General features: G+C 35.4%; 16 protein-coding genes. 11 read left to right on the forward strand and 5 right to left on the reverse strand.

Annotated elements, in window-relative coordinates:
• Positions 1 to 3: 3 nt before the first annotated feature.
• The 4 genes from ACE939_RS14995 to miaB are packed head-to-tail and all read right to left on the reverse strand — an operon-like array spanning position 4 to position 4269.
• Positions 4 to 510: an LptE family protein gene (locus ACE939_RS14995; protein ID WP_378186457.1), complete on the reverse strand. Its 507-nt coding sequence runs from the start codon at positions 508 to 510 to the stop codon at positions 4 to 6.
• A 36-nt stretch (positions 511 to 546) separates the two neighbouring features.
• Positions 547 to 1818 carry a sigma-54 interaction domain-containing protein gene (locus ACE939_RS15000; protein ID WP_378186459.1) on the reverse strand — a complete coding sequence of 424 codons (1272 nt, stop codon included), beginning with the start codon at positions 1816 to 1818 and terminating at the stop codon, positions 547 to 549.
• Positions 1819 to 1862: 44 nt separating this feature from the next.
• On the reverse strand, positions 1863 to 2792 hold the full coding sequence (locus ACE939_RS15005) for a hypothetical protein (protein ID WP_378186461.1): 930 nt from the start codon (positions 2790 to 2792) through the stop codon (positions 1863 to 1865).
• Positions 2793 to 2823: 31 nt separating this feature from the next.
• On the reverse strand, positions 2824 to 4269 hold the full coding sequence (gene miaB, locus ACE939_RS15010; protein ID WP_378186462.1) for a tRNA (N6-isopentenyl adenosine(37)-C2)-methylthiotransferase MiaB: 1446 nt from the start codon (positions 4267 to 4269) through the stop codon (positions 2824 to 2826).
• 331 nt (positions 4270 to 4600) lie between these two features.
• Between miaB and topA the strand changes: the two genes are divergently transcribed.
• The 7 genes from topA (at position 4601) to ACE939_RS15045 (ending at position 14104) form a co-directional block, all read left to right on the forward strand.
• Entirely contained in the window at positions 4601 to 7126 is a 2526-nt protein-coding gene (gene topA / locus ACE939_RS15015; RefSeq protein ID WP_378186463.1) for a type I DNA topoisomerase, read from the forward strand.
• Entirely contained in the window at positions 7126 to 8292 is a 1167-nt protein-coding gene (locus ACE939_RS15020; protein ID WP_378186464.1) for a formimidoylglutamase, read from the forward strand. The genes topA and ACE939_RS15020 overlap by 1 nt, the downstream gene beginning before the upstream one ends.
• Before the next feature lie 110 nt (positions 8293 to 8402).
• Entirely contained in the window at positions 8403 to 9773 is a 1371-nt protein-coding gene (gene gldK / locus ACE939_RS15025; RefSeq protein WP_378186465.1) for a gliding motility lipoprotein GldK, read from the forward strand.
• Between the two features lie 84 nt (positions 9774 to 9857).
• Positions 9858 to 10490, forward strand: coding sequence for a gliding motility protein GldL (gene gldL / locus ACE939_RS15030; RefSeq protein WP_378186467.1), 633 nt, complete (start codon positions 9858 to 9860; stop codon positions 10488 to 10490).
• A 57-nt stretch (positions 10491 to 10547) separates the two neighbouring features.
• Complete coding sequence (gene gldM, locus ACE939_RS15035; RefSeq protein ID WP_378186469.1) at positions 10548 to 12092, forward strand: gliding motility protein GldM; 1545 nt, start codon at positions 10548 to 10550, stop codon at positions 12090 to 12092.
• A gap of 15 nt (positions 12093 to 12107) precedes the next feature.
• The gene (gene gldN / locus ACE939_RS15040; protein ID WP_378186471.1) at positions 12108 to 12998 is read left to right on the forward strand and encodes a gliding motility protein GldN; all 891 of its coding nucleotides are present in this window, start codon (positions 12108 to 12110) and stop codon (positions 12996 to 12998) included.
• A 68-nt stretch (positions 12999 to 13066) separates the two neighbouring features.
• Entirely contained in the window at positions 13067 to 14104 is a 1038-nt protein-coding gene (locus ACE939_RS15045) for an NAD(P)/FAD-dependent oxidoreductase (protein WP_378186473.1), read from the forward strand.
• On the opposite strand, the gene ACE939_RS15050 is transcribed toward ACE939_RS15045, so the two are convergent.
• Complete coding sequence (locus ACE939_RS15050) at positions 14105 to 14491, reverse strand: DUF983 domain-containing protein (RefSeq protein ID WP_378186475.1); 387 nt, start codon at positions 14489 to 14491, stop codon at positions 14105 to 14107.
• Positions 14492 to 14548: 57 nt separating this feature from the next.
• On the opposite strand from ACE939_RS15050, the gene ACE939_RS15055 reads away from it, so the two are divergent.
• The 4 genes from ACE939_RS15055 (at position 14549) to ACE939_RS15070 (ending at position 22305) form a co-directional block, all read left to right on the forward strand.
• Positions 14549 to 16465: an ABC-F family ATP-binding cassette domain-containing protein gene (locus ACE939_RS15055; protein WP_378186476.1), complete on the forward strand. Its 1917-nt coding sequence runs from the start codon at positions 14549 to 14551 to the stop codon at positions 16463 to 16465.
• A 131-nt stretch (positions 16466 to 16596) separates the two neighbouring features.
• Positions 16597 to 17751: an efflux RND transporter periplasmic adaptor subunit gene (locus tag ACE939_RS15060; protein ID WP_378186478.1), complete on the forward strand. Its 1155-nt coding sequence runs from the start codon at positions 16597 to 16599 to the stop codon at positions 17749 to 17751.
• Positions 17751 to 20954: an efflux RND transporter permease subunit gene (locus ACE939_RS15065; RefSeq protein ID WP_378186480.1), complete on the forward strand. Its 3204-nt coding sequence runs from the start codon at positions 17751 to 17753 to the stop codon at positions 20952 to 20954. The genes ACE939_RS15060 and ACE939_RS15065 overlap by 1 nt, the downstream gene beginning before the upstream one ends.
• Positions 20941 to 22305, forward strand: coding sequence for a TolC family protein (locus ACE939_RS15070; protein WP_378186481.1), 1365 nt, complete (start codon positions 20941 to 20943; stop codon positions 22303 to 22305). Before ACE939_RS15065 ends, ACE939_RS15070 begins: the two co-directional genes overlap by 14 nt.
• Positions 22306 to 22309 lie beyond the last annotated feature (4 nt).

Genomic DNA, 22309 nt, shown 5'->3' on the forward strand with positions numbered 1-22309 from the left:
CACTTACCACTTGGCCAAGGTTGCATTGAAAATATCTTGGGTTAAGCGTTCATAAATTATTTGTATAGCCTCATCCCGTACAGCATTTTCTGATCGAGAAGCAGCATAATCATAGAAGAAAGAAAATCGTTGTTCTATATCTTGGGTAGGGTCATTGGTGTCATAAAAACGAACATTTATAGCAATAGTAAGTCGGTTTTGTGCAGCGGTATTTTCTGAAGTAGCAGTGTTAGGAGCGACATAATATTGTACAATTTCACCTTCATATACTAGGTCTCCAGACGAGGTAACCAAATCCAAATTAGTCTGATTTAAAATAAGATCTTGTAGCTGATTGGTAAAGGTTTGATCAATACCAGGAATTACTATCGAAGCTTGGTTGCTAAAGAAGTTTACTTGAAACGTTTTTGTTTCTGGCGAAATGGATATTCCGCTAAAAGAATAAGCACCACAGCCATACAAAACAACGCTGCCTACTACAATTAAAAATAAGGATTTAAAGTATTTCATAAAATAAGGCATTGAAGCTATCTAATGATTTGGTTATTAGAGGTCGTATTGTTTGATTTTTCGATAGAGCGTGCGTTCACTAATTCCTAATTCATCTGCAGCAGCCTTGCGTTTACCCCGATGTCGTTCTAGTGATTTTTTGATCAATTCAAGTTCTTTGTCTTGAAGTGATAGCCGCTCTTCTTCTTGAATTTCTTCGGCAAAATGATATTTGTCCTCTGCGGTTAGTGCTGGGTTAGATGCTGCCGGAATATGTAAAATATCTCTAGCTTGCTCTTCTTGAGCTTCTTCATAAGCAACACTACCGTCATCATCATTTTCATCTCCATAGATTTTACGGATCAGTCCCTCATTTTCTTTTTGTACTTGTTTAGAATTGCCACTTTGCATGAGCTCCATGGTTAATTTTTTTAGATCATTTAGATCATTTTTCATATCAAAAAGAACTTTATAAAGGATTTCTCGCTCATTACTGAAATCACTATCCTTTTTATTAGAAGAAATTATAGCAGGCAAGTTACTACCAATGTTAGGGAGATACCCATGTAGCGATTTGCCAGTTATGACTCTAGTTTGTTCTAATACCGATATTTGCTCTGCTATATTACGTAATTGTCTAATGTTACCACTCCAGCGATATTGTTCTAATAAGCTCGTAGCATCGTCATCAAGACGGATTGTTGGCATTTTATATTTTGTAGCAAAATCAGACGCAAATTTTCTAAATAGTAAATGAATGTCTTCTTTACGTTCTCGTAAAGGCGGTAAATTAATTTCTACAGTACTGAGGCGATAATATAGGTCTTCTCTAAACTTTTCTTTTTTTATCGCTTCAAACATATTTACATTGGTTGCAGCCACAATACGCACATCAGTTTTTTGAACTTTTGATGATCCTACTTTAATAAACTCTCCGTTTTCGAGTACGCGTAATAATCTAACTTGTGTGGTTAGTGGTAATTCTCCCACTTCATCCAGAAATATGGTACCCCCATCTGCGACTTCAAAATATCCGCTACGGGTTTGTGTAGCTCCTGTAAAGGCGCCTTTTTCATGACCAAAAAGTTCGCTATCTATAGTTCCTTCTGGTATAGCACCGCAGTTTACGGCAATATATTTACCATGCTTACGATGTGAGAGCGAATGAATGATTTTCGGAATACTTTCTTTACCAACTCCACTTTCACCTGTAACTAAAACAGAAATGTCGGTAGGCGCCACTTGTATGGCTTTTTCAATAGCTCTGTTTAGCTTAGGATCGTTTCCTATAATTCCAAAACGTTGTTTTGTAGCTTGAACTGATTCCATATATTGTACTAGGTTTTTAGAATTTAATTCGTCGTTTCCTCCGACTAATTCTGATAATTATAGTTTTCTAAAGTGACTTGATTGTAATAATCCTTATAAGTAAAATTTATGGTAGAAGGGTAATCGTCACTGGTGTATTCAAGTGTTCGTGAAGATTCTTCTAAACTATTACTTATATAGTTGTTTTTACTAAAAATTTGTAAAACTCTCTGTTCCAAATCAAAACTACTTTCAAGAATATAATTGATATTGTATTCTTCAAACTGATTGTAGAACGGATTCTGTTTGTCGTCAAAGGTGTAGTTGGATGTATAGGAATTAAGGCCGTATATAACATCCTCCTTTCTAATTTGAATCAAATTGTTATTTTCGTATTCAAAATCAATTATAGCGGTAATATTATCATTGGAATCTTCTTCGTCATGTTCTTCAATTTTAGATAGCCTATTAAGGTTATCCAAGAACAACTTAGTGTAGTGATTGGGTAAGCTTTCAAATCTGATAATAATGGTGTTAGTATCATATTCAAAAGTTCTATTGGATGCTACTGTACCGGTCAAATGTTGGATTAAACGGTTGGAGTCATCATAGATATACGTGGCTGAACTAATCAAAGTTCCAGCGCTATAAATATCTTTTCGTATAGGCATATAGTGATCACTATGCTCATAACTAAATTCATGTACCAATCTATCTTTGTCATCATAGGAAGTAGTTGGTCTATTACTACTATCATAATTCGCAATCCAAAATGTATCTCCGTTATCGTATGAAGATTCGATTGAAGCTAACTTTTTTCGATTTGTGTTTGAATTTTCATCATCCTCTGTATCGCTGTCATCATCGGTATCTCCGATTATAGGAGTTTCTGATTCTTCTGGTGTTTCTTCGACCTTTGGAGGGTCAATAGTGTCATCGGATGAGCAGGACATTATTAATAAAGAAAGAAATAAGGTGGTTATAAAATTTTTCATTAGCTTATTTTAGGTTTCAAAATAGTAAGCGTTAATTATTTTCAGAGTAAGCGACTGCTTTGCCCAAGAGTGTTGCGCTTGTGCATTCACTAATATAAACTTGCACAAAATCCCCGATTTTATAGTGTTCTTTTGGAAAAATCGCTACAATATTCTGCGAAATCCTTCCGCTCCAATGTTGATCAGATTTTTTTGATTCCTTTTCGATAAGTACTTCAAAAGTTTTACCGAGATAAGATTCATGTTTGTAAGCACAGTGTGTACGCTGAAGGGCGATAACCTCTGCAAGTCTTCGTTTCTTTACGGCTTCGGGTACATCATCTTCAAATTTTCTTTCGGCCATGGTACCAGGTCTTTCAGAATATGCATACATATATCCGTGTTCATACTTTACATGTTCCAATAATGATAGTGTATCTTGATGATCCTGTTCTGTTTCTGTAGGAAAACCGATGATCATATCTTGTGTAATAGAGCAGTCGGGAATGATTTTTTTAATATTATCCACCAATTCCATATATTCTTTACGGGTATGCAAACGATTCATTTTTTTCAAAATGCGATCACTTCCACTTTGTATAGGAAGATGAATATGATTACAAATATTGGAATGCTTAGCCATTATTTTAATAACATCCATAGTCATATCCTGAGGATTTGAAGTAGAAAAACGAATGCGTAACTTAGGAAAACGTAGGGCGACCATATCCAATAATTTTGCAAAATCTGTAGCTGTTGCTTTTTGGAGATCACTGGCTTTCTCAAAGTCCTTTTTTAAACCCCCACCGTACCATAAATAACTATCTACGTTTTGCCCAAGCAGCGTAATTTCTTTATAATTCTTGCTTACCAAATCATTTACTTCTTGTAAAATGCTTTGTGGATCGCGACTTCGCTCTCTACCTCGGGTAAAGGGAACTACGCAAAAGGTACACATGTTATCGCATCCTCTAGTAATGGATACAAATGCCGATACACCATTGCTCTGCAATCGCACAGGAGCAATATCTCCATAGGTTTCTTCTTTAGACAAAACAACATTCACAGCATTACGGCCTGCATCTACCTCTTCAAGTAGATTGGGCAGATCCTTGTAGGCATCGGGGCCAACCACTAAATCTACAATTTTTTCTTCTTCTAGAAATTTACTTTTAAGACGCTCGGCCATACAACCCAATACACCAACCTTCATTTTTGGATTGATTTTTTTTACAGCGTTGTATTTTTCTAAACGTTTTCTAACGGTTAGTTCTGCTTTTTCTCTAATTGAACAAGTATTGACAAGGACTAGGTCTGCATCTTCTAGGTTTTGAGTGGTGTTAAAGCCATTCTCAGCAAGTATGGACGCAACAATTTCACTATCACTAAAATTCATTTGACACCCGTAGCTTTCTATAAAAAGCTTTCGTTTATTGGTTTCTCTTTGGTCAAGAACCAGTGGTTGTCCTTGTTTGTCTTCATCTATAATCTTCTCCATCGATATGTGCTTACTGCAAAATTTTATTTAGACAAAGATACTCTTAAAACTATAGCTGCCAAAGTGGCAGAGCATTTTTATAATTTTTTACTTTAAACTAAAGGAGTTAGGTCTTTAATTGAGAGTAATATTATGCTAATTAGTAGTTATATAAAAAGGAAGAGTGTATTGACCAATAGTTTAAGATGGTTACTAAAGATAATTTAAGTTGTATACTACTAGATTTTGTATTTTTTAAAGGATAGAGATTTAGTAATTTAAGCTAAAATTCTCGCAAATAATTTTGTTGTAAAAAAATTGACATACTTTTGTCTCAAGAAAAAAGAGGATTATGGCTAAGAATTTAGTGATCGTAGAGTCACCTGCAAAAGCAAAAACAATTGAAAAATTTCTTGGAAAAGAGTATACCGTGGCTTCAAGCTTTGGGCATATTGCAGATTTGCCAGCAAAAGAGCTTGGTGTTGATGTTGATGGAGATTTTAAGCCAAAGTATATTGTTTCAAGCGATAAGAAGGATGTAGTTAAAAAATTAAAAGCGCTATCTCAAAAAGCAGAAATGATTTGGTTAGCCAGTGATGAGGATCGAGAAGGAGAGGCGATTGCTTGGCATCTTGCCGAAGAGCTTAAGCTAGATGAGAGTAGAACGAGACGAATAGTTTTTCATGAAATCACAAAAAATGCGATTCTCAAAGCAATAGAAAACCCACGTAAAATAGATTATAATTTAGTAAACGCACAACAGGCAAGACGGGTTCTTGATAGGTTAGTAGGGTACGAGTTATCTCCTGTGTTGTGGCGTAAAGTGAAGGGGGGATTATCTGCTGGTAGGGTGCAGTCGGTATCTGTACGCTTAATTGTTGAACGGGAACGAGAAATTATTGATTTTAAACCAGTGGGGTCTTATCGAGTAGATGCGGAATTTACAAATGACGATGGAAAATCGATCAAAGCAAAGCTTCCCAAAAATTTTAAAACCAAAAAACAGGCTCAAGATTTTTTAAACGCAAATCTAAATGCATCACACAAAGTTGCAGACCTTACAACAAAACCTGCAAAAAAATCTCCTGCACCACCTTTTACAACATCAACATTGCAACAAGAGGCGTCGCGTAAACTATATTTTTCAGTTAGTAAGACAATGACAATGGCGCAGCGTTTATACGAGGCAGGTTTAATTACATATATGAGAACTGATAGTGTAAATCTATCGTCGGAGGCTCAAAAAGGAGCAAAAGCAGAGATCGTATCTGCGTATGGAGATGAATTTAGTAAGCCTAGACAGTATAAAGGTAAAGCAAAAGGGGCTCAAGAAGCTCACGAAGCGATACGTCCTACAGATTTTTCTAGGCATAGTGTTAATATGGATTCAGATCAGCAACGCTTGTATGAATTAATTTGGAAGCGAGCTATTGCATCTCAAATGAGTGATGCCAAATTAGAACGTACACAGGTTAAAATAGAAACAAACTCTCATAAAGAAATTTTTGTTGCTAATGGAGAAGTAATAAAATTTGAAGGGTTTTTGAAAGTATATTTAGAAGGAAGTGATGATGAAGATGAAGAGCAAGAAGGTATTTTGCCAGCATTACAGATACATGAAACTTTACACCAAAAATACATTTCGGCAACAGAGCGTTTTACACGTCCTCCAAGTCGATATTCTGAAGCAGCCTTGGTAAAAAAATTGGAAGAACTTGGTATCGGTCGGCCATCAACCTACGCGCCAACAATTTCTACAATACAAAATAGAAAGTATGTCGAAAAAGGAGCCAAAGAAGGAGAAGAAAGAAATTATGTAAGTTTACGCTTATCGGGTGATGTGATCAAAGAAGCAACATTAAAAGAAAAAGTAGGTAGTGATAAAGGTAAGTTGATACCCACCGATGTAGGGATGGTTGTCAATGATTTTTTAGTCAATCATTTTTCGACAGTTTTAGATTATAATTTCACAGCCAAAGTTGAGCAAGATTTTGACGATATAGCCGAAGGAAATGAGGATTGGAAAGAGGTAATGAGTGAATTTTATAAAGAATTCCATCCTAGAGTCCAAGATGTAGCAGAAAACGCAGAGCGCGAAGTTGGAGAAAGAATTCTTGGAGAAGATCCAGAAACAGGTAAACCTGTTAGTGTTAGATTAGGTCGTTTTGGTCCTATGGTTCAAATAGGATCTGTAGAGGATGAAGAGAAACCTAAGTTTGCAAGTTTAGGACCAGGTCAAACTCTTAGCAGTCTAACCTTCGAGCAAGCAATGGATTTATTTCAACTTCCAAAAGAAGTTGGAGAATATAAAGGAGAGGTTTTAACCGTGAATAATGGTCGTTTTGGTCCTTATGTTAAATATGGAGATAAATTTGTTTCTCTAGAAAAAGGAGAAGATCCGTTAGACACTACCTTAGAACGAGCTATCGAGTTGATTGTAGCCAAAGAAAAAGCCGATGCTCCAATATATACTTACGAAAACTTACCTGTACAAAAAGGTACAGGACGTTTTGGTCCATTTATCAAATGGAACGGAATGTTTATAAATGTCAATAAGAAATACGACTTCGATAATTTATCAGATCAAGATATTGTTACACTTATTGAAGAAAAGAAGCAAAAGGAAATTGATAAAGTTATTCATAACTGGGAAGAAGAAGGAATACGTGTAGAAAAAGCACGCTGGGGACGCAGTAACGTTATAAAGGGAAAAGTAAAAGTTGAACTACCTAAAACTGTAGATGCTACCAAATTAACATTAGAAGAAGTTAAGGTTATTCTTGAGAAAAACGCTCCTAAAAAGAAAGCGACAGCCAAGAAAAAAACAGCGTCAAAAAAAACAACTAAGAAAAGCACAACTTCCAAAAATAAGAAATAATGGCTTTTGAGTTTCTTGTACCTGTAGCAGATGAGGTAATTGCAACAAACGAGGTTAGATCAGAACAATGTTTGGGTAAACAAATGTTGATACATACCAAAGAAGATGGGGTTCCTGATTTAGAGGGTGTGCATATTGTGCTTTTAGGTGTAAGAGAACAAAGAAACAATCTGTCACAAAAAGGCAAAGTTATTGTTAATTTTGATAGTATAAGAGCTTCGTTTTACAGTTTGTTTCCAGGTAATTGGAGTCTTAATTTTGCGGATCTGGGTGATGTCTTACCAGGAGATGAAGTAAGTGATACATATTTCGTGGTACGAGAAGTTGTGTCGACACTACTACAAAAAAATATTATTCCCTTAATAATGGGAGGAAGTCAAGACATTGTATATGCGCAGTATCGCTCCTACGATATTCTTGAGCGTATGGTAAACCTAGTCAATGTAGATAGTCAGTTTGATATAGGTAATGCAGCAGAACCAATATCTAATAAATCGTTTGTAAGTAAAATTATAGTAGAGGAACCATATAATTTGTTTAACTATAGTAACATAGGGTATCAAACATATTTTAATTCACAGGACGAAATTGATTTGATAGAAAAATTATATTTTGACGCATATCGCCTAGGTGAAGTAATTAATGATGTAACTATTGTAGAACCAATAATGAGAGATGCCGATATAGTGGCTATCGATTTGGGAGCCATAAGTTCAAATGCATCAGGAGCTAATATTGCCTCGCCAAACGGTTTTAATGGACGAGAAATTTGTGCTATTGCTCGTTATGCAGGAATTAGTGATAAGGTGAAGAGTTTTGGGGTGTATGAATTTCAGAATAATCAAAACGATACAGCAAGGGCAATGCTAGTTGCGCAAATTTTTTGGTATTTTATAGAAGGCGTTAACTATCGATCCAATGAGATCAATATTAAATCTGATAAAAACACACTTCATTATAGTGTTCCAATAGACAAAGAGGTGTTATCTTTTTATAAGAGCATTAAAACAGAAAGATGGTGGATAGAAATACCTTTTTTATCATCTGGACATAATAAATTAGAAAGACATACGTTATTACCTTGCACATACAGCGATTATGAACGTGCTTGTAATCAGGAAATACCAGAAAGATGGTATAAAGCCAAACGAAAAAACGAAGTTTAAATTATTTAACAAGGTAGATTTGAGGTTTTTTACAAAAAAAATTGTTTTTGTGGAAATAAATAAATAGGTTTACCACCTTGAATCTTGAAGATCTTAACCTAAAACATGTTATGAAGAAATTTGTATCGCTCTTTGCTATTTTAGCAATGCTCTACAGTTGTGGTGGTGGAAACCGCGGAGAATTGACTGGAGTGCAGGGTAAAAAATGGCATCCGCAAAAACCCTATGGTATGACCCTCATCCCCGGAGGATCGTTCATTATGGGTAAATCAGATGATGATAAGGCGGCATTGTCAAATGCCCCAACGAAAACAGTAACTGTGCGTTCTTTTTATATGGACGAGACAGAGGTTACAAACAGTGAGTATAGACAGTTCGTACAATGGGTACGTGACTCTACCATTAGAATGCGTTTAGCAATAATGGCAGACGACTTAGGTAAAGCACCTGGTGATGACGGTATTGGAGAATACGCGTTTTTGGATGCTGATACCGAAAATATGACTGTTTATGAAAAGTATGTGTACGACAATTATAGCGGAACAGGTGAAACTGGATACGAAGGTCGTAGATTGAATAAAGACATTGACATCGAATGGGATGTTGAAGATTATCCAGATGAATTTTATGCTGAAGTTATGGACACGATGTATATTCCATTAGAGGAATCATACAATGGTAGACGTACGCTTGATGTAAGTAAGTTCAAATTTCGCTTTACTTGGATGGATATTCAAGCTGCAGCGCGTGCAAAAAAAGGAAGAAGAAAAGATTTTGTTAAAGAAGAGGTTATAGAGGTTTATCCAGATACAACAGTGTGGATTAAAGATTTTAATTATTCTTACAATGAACCAATGCACAATGACTATTTCTGGCATAGTGCATATGATGATTATCCAGTAGTAGGAGTGTCATGGGAACAGGCGAAAGCATTCTGTACATGGAGAACCATAGAGAAAAACTCTTTTCAGAAAAAGAAAAATAAAGAATTGGTTAACTATTTTAGACTTCCAACAGAAGCAGAGTGGGAATACGCTGCTCGTGGAGGGTTAGAATCTACGACATACCCTTGGGGTGGACCTTATGCCATGAATGACAGAGGTTGTTTTTTGGCTAACTTTAAGCCACTTAGAGGGAATTATGCTGCCGATAACTTTTTATATACGGTAGAGGCAAAAACTTTTGACCCAAATGATTATAACTTATATAATATGGCGGGTAATGTGTCAGAATGGGTGCAGTCATCTTATGACCCTGCATCTTATGAGTATGTTTCGTCAATGAACCCTAATGTTAATGACGATCAAAACAAGCGTAAAGTCGTGCGTGGAGGATCTTGGAAAGATGTTGCTTATTTCCTACAGGTAAGTACTAGAGATTACGAATACGCAGATTCTGCAAGGAGTTATATCGGCTTCAGAACTGTTCAGGACTATATGGGAACTGAATCAACTGGAGAAGAAAATACTCAAAATAAATAGAAAGTCCCAAAATTATCTATCAACTTAATTACTAACCCTTTTTTAAATTATTACATTCTTTAAAGAAAATTAAACAATTTTATTATGGCAAATTCAAAAGCAAGCAAAAAGTTAATGAACATGGTATACGGTCTGGGAGCAGCCGTTGTAATTTTAGGTGCGCTATTTAAAATTATGCACTGGCCTGGAGGTAATGCAATGCTTATTGCAGGTCTTGTTACCGAAGCACTTGTATTTACAATCTCAGCATTCGAACCTGTTGATGATGAGTTAGATTGGTCTTTAGTATACCCAGAATTAGCAGGTGGTGCTAGTGGTGGAAAAAGAGATAAGAAAGACACGACTCCTGACGGTTTATTATCTAAAAAATTAGATGATATGCTTAAAGAAGCTAGAGTTGATTCTAACCTTATGAGTAGTTTAAGCGAAAGTATTAGAAACTTTGAAGGAGCTGCAAAAGGTATTTCTCCAACGGTAGATTCAATTCAAGGTCAGAAAAAGTACAGCGAAGAAATGTCTAAAGCTGCAGCTCAAATGGAATCTTTGAACAGTTTATACAAAGTTCAATTAGAATCTTCTGCACGTCAGGCTGAAGCAAATCAAGCGATCGCAGATAATGCTTCAAAACTTAAAGATCAAATGGAAAGTCTAGCTAGTAATCTATCTTCTCTTAATGGAGTTTATGGTGGTATGTTAAGTGCTATGAGTAAAAAATAAGACTTACAGCATATTTAACAAAACTAAAATAATAACTACCAAAATTTAATAAGAGTTATGGCAGGAGGAAAATTATCCCCAAGGCAGAAGATGGTAAACCTGATGTATCTGGTTTTCATCTCAATGTTGGCATTAAACATGTCAAAAGAGGTATTAGCGGCATTTGGTTTGATGAATGAAAAATTAGTAGAATCAAACGAAACCACTACAGCACGTAACAATGCGTTTATGGCTGGATTAGTAGAAAAAGTTTCTGAACAACCAGCAAAATATACTCCACTTAAGGAGAAAGCTGACGATGTAAGTAAATTTTCAAACGAATTAAATACTTATATCGCAAATATTAAAAATACCATCACCAAAGATCTTTCAGATAAGAAAGATTATGTAACGATGGATAAATCTAATACGTTAGATGAAATTTTCTTTAAAGGTGGTGTAGTTACTGCTGCTGGAAAAGAATTTATCAAAAAAATTGACGATTATCGTAAAGGTGTAACAGGGGTTATTTCTGAGAAATATCCAAACATTGCAGCAGATGTTGAAAAGACGTTTGCAACCCAACCTGTAACCAATCGTGATGGTCAAAAAATTGATTGGTTGAAGTATAACTATGAGGGATATCCTTTGGTTGCTTCAATCACAAAGTTTACGCAATTACAATCAGATGTTAAGACTGCCGAAAGTAAAGTGCTTTCTGCAATGCTATCTGGGCAATTAGAATCTGAAGTTTCTTTATCAAACTTTGAAGCGATTGTAGTTCCAGACAAAACTGCGTTCTTTAGTGGTGAGCCTTTCAAAGGTAGAATTATCTTAGGTAAAAAAGATAAAACCCTTAAAGCACACAAAGTAATTGTAAATGGAAAGGAATTGGATTCAGAATCTATGCAAGAAGGTCAAACTATGCTTGACTTCCCTGCAGGTAATGTTGGAGAACAGGACATTAAAGGAGAGTTTCAGTTTAAAGAAGGTGATTCAATTGTAACCATTCCTATCGAAAGTTCTTATGCAGTAATACCAAAACCAAATTCAGCAGTAATTTCTGCAGATAAAATGAACGTTGTTTATCGTGGTGTTAATAACCCTATGACAATTTCTATCCCTGGTGTACCTTCAGTAAATGCACAGGCTCCTGGACTTAAAAAAGCTGGTGGAGCAGGTAAGTATATGATGAATGTTACGGCAGTAAGAGCTAGAGAGGTTAGTATCAAAGTTTCAGGTAAATTACCAAACGGTGCTACTGTTAGTGATAGTAAGAAATTCAGAATTAAGGATATTCCAAGACCAGTAGGTACAGTTCGTGGTGAAGATGGATCTATCAAAATGGCAAAGAATGCTTTAGAAATTGCATCTATCGGCGCTATTTTACCAGATTTTGATTTCGATATCAAACTTAAGGTTAAAGGATTTAAATTTAAAGTAGAAGGTCAGCCAACAGTAAGCATTAGTGGTGGTAGACTTAATTCTAAGGCAAAAGCTGTGCTAAGAAAAGCAAAGAGAGGGTCAACTGTTCAAATTATAGATATCAATGCTAGTTTAGCGACTAATGGTAGCTATAAGTTGAAAAAGATTTCTCCAGTTATTGTCGAGTTGACAAACTAATAAAAAATAATGATTATGAATTTGAGAAATTTTCTAGTTACCGTTTTAGGTCTTTTCATTACATCATTTTCTTTTGGTCAGGCTAATATTTTGAATGCCAATGATCCAGATGATATAGGAAAAAAGACACAGGAGCAAATCTTAAATGATAATGATCGTCCTTTAGAGTACGGTTATGTAGATGAGCGAGATGTTTTATGGGCTAAGACTACTTGGGAAGTAATCGATCTTGATGAGCGAATTAATTTTCCTTTGTATTACCCAATAGATACTAATAATATTGGTGCGAGTCGTCGTTCTTTATACGATGTGCTTATGACTAATGTGAAAAACGGTAAAATTAAGAATATATACTCAGATTCATATTTTACAGAGACACGTACCATTGAGGATTTGAGTTCTACTTTATCAAGAATTGATACAACGGATCTTGGTTTTGAGCAATATAATGCTGGTGAAACCGTAGACCCTCAATACATTAATAAAAGAGAAATAGCTTCTGCAGATGTTTCAGAATATCGCATAAGAGGATACTATTATTTTGATAAAAGACAAGGTGAGTTACGCTATAGATTATTAGGTATAGCTCCTGTAGCTCCCGATGTTAACTTTATCGATGATGATGAACCAGATATGGTACCATTATTTTGGATATGGTATCCAGATGCAAGAGAGATTTTGCATAATGCCAAAGCTTTTAATCGTAAAAATACTTCGATGCCTTTTACATATGATCATATTTTAAATGCTAGACGTTTTAATAGTATGATTTATAAAGAAGATAACATTCAAGGTGACCGTGCGATTAAGGATTATGTAGTAGATAACGCTTTAATGCAATTACTAGAAAGTGAAAGGATTAAAGAAGGTATCCGTAATTTTGAAATGGATATGTGGAGTTATTAATTCTATCTCGTGTATAATATTGGTAAAACCCTCAATCTCGTATTGGGGGTTTTCTTATTTTTGAAGCTATGTTAGATTATATTATTGTTGGATTTGGTCTCTCTGGATTAGCTTTTGCCGAACAACTGGTAGAAGAAGGTAAAACATTTGTTGTGTATGAAAATTACTCTCAAAGATCCTCGCGGGTTGCAGGAGGTTTATTTAATCCAGTAGTGCTAAAACGCTTTACGCTCGCTTGGGATGCATTTGAGCATATGAAAACAGCCATCCCTTATTACAGAAAATTAGAAGATAAACTTCATTTTAAAATAGTTTACGATCTTCCAATTTTACGTAGGTTTACTACTATAGAAGAACAAAATCAGTGGTTTGAAGCGTGTGATAAACCAATACTTTCCGCTTTCATGTCTCCAAACCTTGTAAAAAATACAAACTCTTCCTTACAAGTTCCATTTCAATACGGTTGTGTTAGACAAACTGGAAGAATTGCTATCAATCAACTCTTAGAGACGTATCTAGCAGATCTGGAAAATAAAGCCTTATTGCACCAGGAATCGTTTGATCATACGGCATTAGAAATTAATGAATTTGGGGTGTCGTACAAGACTATGAAAGCCAAACATGTAGTTTTTGCAGAAGGTTTTGGCGTACATGATAATCCGTTTTTTAACCATCTACCGATTCTGGGTAACAAAGGTGAGTATCTTATTATTGAATCAGAAGAATTAAAGCTCAATCTAGCTGTTAAGGCAGCTATTTTTATCATTCCCTTAGGAAATAATTTATATAAGGTAGGAGCCACTTACAATGCTATGGACAAGACTAGTAATATAACTTTGGCCTCCAGAAAAGAGATTGAGAAAAAACTAGCAATATTTGTTAGATGCAAATACAAAGTAATTGATCAGGTAGCAGGTATCAGACCCACAGTAAAAGATCGTAAACCTATTATTGGGACGCATCCTGTATATCCATCTTTGCATATCTTAAATGGATTGGGTAGCAGAGGTATCTTAACCAGCCCCTCTGTTGCAAGATCTTTATATCGTGCTATCGAATATAAGGATCAAATAGATCCTTTGCTATCATTAGAGCGATTTAACTAGTCAAGATTGGGATTGATTTTTGTTGTAATGCATGAAAAAATTAATCCAAATATTACGAGCTAAACGCATGATAATTGGCATAAAAACTATCATGGTAATTGTAATAACAAAAAAGGTGCTAAGTAAATTTAATTTCAATAATAAATTTGCAATGACAAAAGCAGCAACAGCAAAAGCAATTCCTACAGGATAACTAACATACATAGCGCCATAAAAGAAAGATGGCTCTATTTTGTATTTGGTTCCGCAATGAGAACAACGTTCTTGCATTTTAAGTGTTTTGCTTAATTTGTAAGGATTAGATTCCTTGTACATAAGCTCTTGTTGACACACAGGGCAGGTTCCTGTGAGTATGCTATATAATTTAGTTCCTCTTAAGAAATTCATAGATCCTTTTATTGTATCACAAATTTAAGCATCTTTGCACAAAATTGTAAGAAGCTGATGTTAAACATACACAACTTATCCATATCGTTTGGAGGCGAATATCTTTTTGAAGAAATTAGTTTTAGATTAAATGCAGGAGACCGCGTGGGACTCGTTGGGAAAAATGGAGCTGGCAAATCAACAATGCTTCGTATTCTCTCAAAAGAACAAGAATCTGATTCTGGCCAATTGGCTATGGACAAAGACGTTAAAATTGGTTTTCTTAAACAAGACATTGATTTTGTCGAAGGTAGAACGGTTTTACAAGAATCATACGAAGCGTTTATAGAAATCAAAACTATTGAACGAGAAATTGATTCGATCAATAAACAATTAGCTGAGCGTACTGATTATGAAAGCGAGGGTTATACACAACTTATTACAGATCTAAGTGATCATACCCATCATTATGAGATTCTTGGAGGATATAACTACCAAGGAGAAACAGAGCGAGTGCTGTTAGGGCTGGGTTTCCAAGCAGAGGATTTTGATCGTTTAACAGATACATTCTCCGGAGGTTGGAGAATGCGTATTGAACTAGCAAAATTACTCTTGCAAAATAATGATATTTTACTTCTCGATGAGCCTACAAACCATTTGGATATAGAATCGATAATTTGGTTAGAAAATTTTTTAAAGGGATATGCTGGCGTCGTAGTGATTGTTTCTCACGATAAAATGTTCTTGGATAATGTTACCAATCGAACCATAGAAATTTCTTTGGGACGCATTTACGATTATAACAAGCCGTATTCTAAATATCTAATATTACGTGAAGAGTTACGTGAGCAACAATTAGCAACTCAAAAAAACCAATCCAAACAGATTGAGCAGACTGAAAAGCTTATAGAAAAGTTTAGAGCAAAGGCTTCTAAAGCTTCAATGGCACAATCACTAATCAAGAAATTAGATAAAATTGAGCGTATCGAGGTAGACGAGGATGATAATGCTGTTATGAATGTACGTTTTCCCGTAAGTGTCCAACCAGGTAAAGTGGTCATAGAAGCTAATGGAGTATCCAAAAATTATGGTGAAAAAGAAATATTAAAAGATATCAATCTTTTAGTTGAACGAGGATCTAAAATCGCTTTTGTAGGTCAAAATGGACAGGGTAAATCTACCTTAGCCAAAATTATCATTGATGAACTTAAATATGAGGGAGAACTCAAACTGGGACACAATGTGCAGATAGGTTATTTTGCTCAAAATCAATCCGAATATTTGGACGGTGAAATTACGATTTTAGAAACTATGGTCAATGCTGCTAATGAAAAAACTAGAAGTAGAGTCCGTGATATGTTAGGGTCGTTCTTGTTTAGAGGAGACGAGGTTGATAAAAAGGTAAAGGTATTATCAGGAGGAGAGCGCAATCGTTTAGCTCTTTGTAAAATGCTTCTAGAGCCCTTTAACGTATTAGTAATGGATGAGCCTACGAATCATCTAGATATCAAATCAAAAAATGTTTTAAAAGAAGCTTTGCGTAGTTTTGAAGGCACATTGATACTTGTGTCACATGATAGAGATTTTTTACAAGGGATAACCAACACAGTATATGAATTTAAAGACAGAAAAATCAAAGAATACCTTGGTGATATAGATTTTTACTTAGAACAACGCAAGGTAGCAGACATGCGTGAAATCGAGAAAAAGGATAAGCAAGCTAAAACTGTTTCTGTAACCAAAGTTGATGCCAAACAATCGTACGAAGATCAAAAAAGAATAAAATCGCTTAATAACAAATTAAGTAATGTGGAGTCAAAAATAAACGTACTTGAACGCGAAATAAAAACTATAGATAAAGCATTAGAGTCAGACTACGATAAAACAGTTGCAAGTCCAAACTTTTTTGAAAATTATCAAAAGAAGAAGGATCGACTTCAACACTTAATGAAAGAATGGGAAACAGTGCAAGAATCAATTGAAGCTTTAGATTAGTTATCCCTAATAAAAGCAAGGATATATTCGACGAATAGCACGTATTTTTATGACTTCTTTAACGGCACTACCGCTACCGTGTTAATAGTTTTGTAAAAAAATTTCAGCAAACCTGAAATGTATTACCTACTATGAGAAAAATTATTTTAACAGTGTTGGGTATAGTACTCATCATTGTCGCCTTTTTTGGAGCACAATCCATAATTAATAGTAAAAAACGACCCGCAGCAAAACCTACAAAAGTGGTTAAAACTATTTTTGTAGATACGGTTCAAAACAGTACCATACCGATAATGATTTCTGCAAATGGAAATTTGACAGCAAAACAACGACTCGAATTATTTGCCGAAGTTCAGGGTGTTTTTCGTGGAGGATCACATCTATTTAGAACAGGACAAAAATATAAGAAAGGACAAACATTGATACGTATTGATGCAGCAGAGTATTATGCCTCGGTACAATCTTCAAAAAGTAATTTATACAATTTAATTACTTCAATAATGCCAGATTTGCGTTTGGACTATCCCGAGGTATATCCAAAATGGCAACAATATCTTTCAGCGTTTGATTTATCCAAATCTACACCTGCATTACCCGAAATTTCTTCCGAAAAGGAAAACTATTTCATAAGTGGTCGTAATATTTTGACTTCTTATTATAATGTAAAAAATTTGGAGCAACGTTTATCCAAGTATAGAATTGTAGCACCCTTTCAAGGAGTTTTAACCGAAGCCTTAGTAACCGAGGGAACCTTAATACGACAAGGTCAAAAATTGGGCACTTATATAGAAACGGGAGTGTATGAAATGGAAGTTGCTATACCCAAAGCCTATGGCAACTTGATCGAATTAGGTAAATCTGTAACATTAACAGATCTCGACCAAGACAAAGATTATACGGGAACTGTAAGTCGTATTAATGCGAGCGTAAACCAGACCTCGCAAACTATCACGGCTTATATAGAACTTAAAGATGCTAATTTGCGTGAAGGTATGTATTTAGAAGCACAACTTGAGGCAAAGAATGAATCAAATGCCATCCAAATAGATCGTAATTTATTACAAGAAGGAAATAAAATATTTATTGTAAAGGATAGCATTCTTGATTTGATTGATGTGCAGCCTACTTATTTTGGTGAACAAAAAGTTGTACTTAAAGGGGTTCCTGATCAAACTGTAATACTAGCCAAAAGCGTTCCTGGAGCTTATGCTGGGATGTTAGTGGCAATCTACAAAGAGACTACTAATGCTTCTGCCGAACGAATCAACACAAACGACGTTCAATAATGAGAAATATAATCGCGTATTTTATCAAATATCACGTTGCAGTTAATGTGATAGTTATAGCCTTTTTTATTTTTGGGATATTAGGAGCGCTTTCACTAAGATCTTCATTTTTTCCGTTAGTAGATTCAAAAATAATTAATATAAGTGTAATCTATCCAGGTGCTTCTCCGCAAGAAATAGAAGAAGGTGTTGTTCTTAAAATAGAAGATAACCTCAAAGGATTAGACGGGGTAGATCGAGTAACTTCAACCTCTCGAGAAAACAGCGGTACAATTACTGTCGAAATTGAAAAAGGCAAAGATGTTGATTTCATGTTACTCGAGGTAAAGAATGCGGTGGATCGTGTGCCTTCTTTTCCTACAGGAATGGAGCCTTTGGTAGTGGCAAAGCGTGAAGAAGTTAGACAAACAATAAGTTTTGCGATTAGCGGCAAAGATATCTCGTTAAAAACGTTAAAACAGATAGGAAGACAAGTTGAAAATGATTTACGTGCTATTGATGGTATTTCACAAATTGAAGTTAGCGGGTATCCCGATGAGGAAATAGAGATCGCTGTTGATGAAAATAGCTTGCTGGCATATAATTTAACCTTTAGTGATGTAGCACAGGCTGTGAGTCGTGCAAACATTCTCACCACAGGAGGAACTATTAAAACGGATGCCGAAGAGTATTTAATTAGAGCAAATAACAGATCGTACTATGGTGATGAATTGGCAAATTTGATTGTGCGTGCCAATCCAAATGGACAAACTATTCGATTAAAAGATGTTGCAGCACTTAAAGATCGATTTTCTGAAACTCCAAATGCTACTTTCTTTAATGGAAATTTATCGGTTAATGTGACTATTACCAGCACAAATACTGAAGATCTAATCTCATCTGCAGAAAATGCAAAAAGTTATATTGATGATTTTAATAAGCGTTATAGTAATGTGCAATTAAGTGTCGTTAGCGATCTATCTATAACACTAGTACAACGTACCAAGCTGCTTACAGAGAATGCAATAATTGGAATGATTCTGGTACTTATTTTCCTTTCTTTGTTTTTGAATACACGATTAGCATTCTGGGTAGCTTTTGGATTACCGGTAGCGTTTTTGGGAATGTTTATCTTTGCTGGATATTTTGATGTAACCATCAATGTACTTTCGCTATTTGGAATGATCATCGTAATTGGTATTTTGGTGGATGATGGAATTGTTATTGCAGAAAATATTTATCAACACTTCGAGCAAGGTAAATCTCCCATACAGGCTGCTATCGATGGAACAATGGAGGTGATTCCGCCAATTATATCTGCTATTATAACCACAATTTTGGCGTTTGGAATTTTCTTATTCCTTGATGGACGAATTGGAGAATTTTTTGGAGAAGTTTCGGTAGTCGTAATATTAACATTGGTAGTGTCCTTAGTCGAGGCATTGATTATTTTACCTGCACATTTGGCTCACTCAAAAGCTTTGCAAACTCAGACCAGCGAACCCAAAAGAGGAATAGCCAACATATTTGCAAAATTACGATACATCAATACATTTGGGGATAAAATTATGGTTTGGCTTCGCGACAAACTGTACAGCCCTGTGTTGCGATTTGCTATTCAATTTAAATTTTTGACGTTTGCCATATTTGTCTTCGTATTTATTCTTACGATTGGTTCTATTGGCGGAGGGATCATTCGCACAGCGTTTTTTCCTCAGATAGCGAGCGATAGAGTTTCTATATCTTTGGAGATGCCAAATGGAACTAATGAGAAAATTACAGACAGTATCATTTCTTTAATAGAAGAAAGAGCCTGGGAAGTTAATGACGAATTAACAAATAAGTATATTAAAGAGAATGGAAAACAACTGGTCGAAAATATTATTAGACGCATTGGTCCTGGAGCATCGTCTTCATCTTTAACAATAAATTTGTTGCCAGGAGAAGAGCGTCCTGATGAAATTTCGTCAAGTTTGGTCACAAATTTAATTCGCGATAAGGTTGGACCTGTTATAGGGGTTGAAAGCTTAATTTATGGCAGCGGAGGAAATTTTGGAGGAAGTCCGGTTTCAGTTTCTTTATTAGGAAACAATATTGCCGAATTGAAAGCTGCAAAAGCAGAATTGAAACGATCGCTAGAAAATAATACTTTATTGAAGGATGTCGCTGATAACGATCCAGCTGGTATCAAAGAGATACGACTCAAACTAAAGGAAAATGCATATCTGTTGGGACTCAATTTAAGAGACGTTATGACACAGGTTAGAGGTGGATTTTTTGGTGTACAAGCACAACGCTTTCAACGTGGTCAAGACGAAATTAAAGTATGGGTTCGGTATGATCGTGAAAATCGCTCATCAATCACTAATTTGGATGCCATGCGTGTTGTAACTCCTACAGGACAGAGGATTCCGTTGAGTGAAATCGCAACATATGAAATCCTGAGAGGTGATGTAGCAATTAATCACCTCGAAGGACGAAGAGAAATTCAAATCTCGGCAGATCTCAAAGATCCATCTACCACCAGTGCAACCGATATTTTAGCAGACATACGTACTAATATCATGCCCGAGATTACATCTAGATATCCTACAGTAAGTCCATCTTATGAAGGTCAAAATAGAGAGGCAGGTAAATTATTAGGATCTTTAGGACCCGTGGGGCTAACAGTTTTGTTATTGATTTACATAACCATTGCATTTACCTTCCGTAGTTACAGTCAACCGCTTTTACTTCTCTTACTTGTACCATTTTGTTTGCCAGCGGTAGCTTGGGGACATTGGATTCACAATTTTCCTATCAACATTTTATCAATGTTAGGGATTATTGCCTTAATCGGTATTATGGTTAATGATGGATTGGTTCTAATTGGTAAATTCAATTCAAATCTGCGAGCAGGCTTACCTTTTGAAAAAGCTATTTTTGAAGCAGGAAGAGCACGGTTTAGAGCTATATTTCTAACTTCAGTAACAACTATTGCGGGACTCGCTCCCTTAATTTTTGAAAAAAGTAGACAAGCACAATTTCTTAAACCAATGGCAATTTCTATTGCTTATGGTATTGGGTTTGCTACCATTTTGACCTTATTATTACTGCCTTTGTTTTTATCTTTTAGTAATACTATAAAATCTAAAGGAAAGTGGTTGATAACGGGACAAAATGTTTCTAAAGAAGAAGTTGAGCGAGCAATTAAAGAACAAAAAGAAGAGAATGAGAACCATTAATAATAGTCACCATAGGATCATAGTTCTTTTACTTATTCTCGTGGTTGGGAGTGTAAAAGGTCAAACGTTGACAAAGCAAGAAGCTGTTCGTTTAACGTTGGAGAACAATTTAGGGATCAAAATTACCACGAATACTATTGAAATAGCAAAGAATAATCAAAGTATTTTAAATTCTGGTTACCTACCTAGTTTAACGGGAGATGCTGCGGCAAATTATCAATTATCTAATACGACGACTTCTTTTCCTGGTGTGATAGATCCAGATACTGGAGAAACCCAACCCGACAGACGTATTGAAGATGCAGAGACACAGCGCTACTCGGCAGGATTAAATTTAAACTACCTATTATTTGACGGTTTGGGTAGGTATTACAATTATAAAAGACTTAAAGAGCAATATAATTTATCCAGTTTACAAGCTAGAGAAGTTATCGAAAATACCATTTTGCAATTGTTTAGTGTTTATTATGAAGTAGCGAGATTGAGTGAAAATGAGGCTATTTTGGAAGAAACTTTGGCGATTTCTCAAGAACGCGTGCAACGATCACAATATCAGTTTGAGTATGGTCAAAATAATAAGCTAGCGGTGCTCAATGCCAAGGTAGATGTTGCAAATGATAGTATTAATCTACTTAATGTTAAGCAATCGGTAATTAATGCCAAACGGGATCTAAATGTAATTCTGAACTCTGCTAGTTTAGAACAAATGATTGTTGTTGACACAGTGGTGGCTTTTTTGCCAAAACTTCAGTTAGATACTTATTTGGAACAAGCTACAGAGAATAATGTGTTACTTCTTCAAAACCGAAGTAATTTGGCAATCAATTCGTTTGATATCAAAATTAATAAGGCTGGATTTTTGCCATCGATAGGTCTCAACGGTTCTTATGGATGGAATCAGAATAGAAGTCCTGCATCAGCATTTTTTCCAGGAAATTTGTCCAATACTGCAACCTTGGGAGCTGGGATAAATCTAAGTTGGAATTTATTTGATGGAGGCAGAACAATAACACAGGTAAAGAACAGTAAAATTTTATTTGATAATCAAGAATTAGTAAGAGAACAACTAGAGTTAGAAGTACAAAGAGATATAGCAAATGCTTTTGGAGATTATAGAAATCGTCTCAACATCTATAAGATTCAGCAGCAAAATGTACTTACTAGTGAAAATAATTTTCAACGTTCTGAAGAGCGATTTAAATTAGGGCAAATTACCTCGATAGAGTTTCGGCAGGCACAAATCAATTTAATTAATGCCAAAACTAATAAAAACCAAGCTAAGTATGCGGCTAAGTTAGCCGAGTTACAATTACTACAGCTCACAGGGCAGTTGCTTAATATACAGTTTTAAGACG

This window comes from Aquimarina rhodophyticola, assembly GCF_042434915.1.
In the GTDB taxonomy this organism is placed as follows: Bacteria; Bacteroidota; Bacteroidia; order Flavobacteriales; family Flavobacteriaceae; genus Aquimarina.

What these genes read in the sequence shown, in the direction of transcription:
- ACE939_RS15050 (WP_378186475.1), bottom strand. Translation starts at nt 14,491, where the DNA reads ATGAATTTCTTAAGAGGAACTAAATTATATAGCATACTCACAGGAACC.
- topA (WP_378186463.1), top strand. Translation starts at nt 4,601, where the DNA reads ATGGCTAAGAATTTAGTGATCGTAGAGTCACCTGCAAAAGCAAAAACA.
- ACE939_RS15000 (WP_378186459.1), bottom strand. Translation starts at nt 1,818, where the DNA reads ATGGAATCAGTTCAAGCTACAAAACAACGTTTTGGAATTATAGGAAAC.
- ACE939_RS14995 (WP_378186457.1), bottom strand. Translation starts at nt 510, where the DNA reads ATGAAATACTTTAAATCCTTATTTTTAATTGTAGTAGGCAGCGTTGTT.
- ACE939_RS15060 (WP_378186478.1), top strand. Translation starts at nt 16,597, where the DNA reads ATGAGAAAAATTATTTTAACAGTGTTGGGTATAGTACTCATCATTGTC.
- gldM (WP_378186469.1), top strand. Translation starts at nt 10,548, where the DNA reads ATGGCAGGAGGAAAATTATCCCCAAGGCAGAAGATGGTAAACCTGATG.
- gldK (WP_378186465.1), top strand. Translation starts at nt 8,403, where the DNA reads ATGAAGAAATTTGTATCGCTCTTTGCTATTTTAGCAATGCTCTACAGT.
- ACE939_RS15070 (WP_378186481.1), top strand. Translation starts at nt 20,941, where the DNA reads ATGAGAACCATTAATAATAGTCACCATAGGATCATAGTTCTTTTACTT.
- ACE939_RS15065 (WP_378186480.1), top strand. Translation starts at nt 17,751, where the DNA reads ATGAGAAATATAATCGCGTATTTTATCAAATATCACGTTGCAGTTAAT.
- gldN (WP_378186471.1), top strand. Translation starts at nt 12,108, where the DNA reads ATGAATTTGAGAAATTTTCTAGTTACCGTTTTAGGTCTTTTCATTACA.
- miaB (WP_378186462.1), bottom strand. Translation starts at nt 4,269, where the DNA reads ATGGAGAAGATTATAGATGAAGACAAACAAGGACAACCACTGGTTCTT.
- ACE939_RS15045 (WP_378186473.1), top strand. Translation starts at nt 13,067, where the DNA reads ATGTTAGATTATATTATTGTTGGATTTGGTCTCTCTGGATTAGCTTTT.
- ACE939_RS15020 (WP_378186464.1), top strand. Translation starts at nt 7,126, where the DNA reads ATGGCTTTTGAGTTTCTTGTACCTGTAGCAGATGAGGTAATTGCAACA.
- gldL (WP_378186467.1), top strand. Translation starts at nt 9,858, where the DNA reads ATGGCAAATTCAAAAGCAAGCAAAAAGTTAATGAACATGGTATACGGT.
- ACE939_RS15055 (WP_378186476.1), top strand. Translation starts at nt 14,549, where the DNA reads ATGTTAAACATACACAACTTATCCATATCGTTTGGAGGCGAATATCTT.
- ACE939_RS15005 (WP_378186461.1), bottom strand. Translation starts at nt 2,792, where the DNA reads ATGAAAAATTTTATAACCACCTTATTTCTTTCTTTATTAATAATGTCC.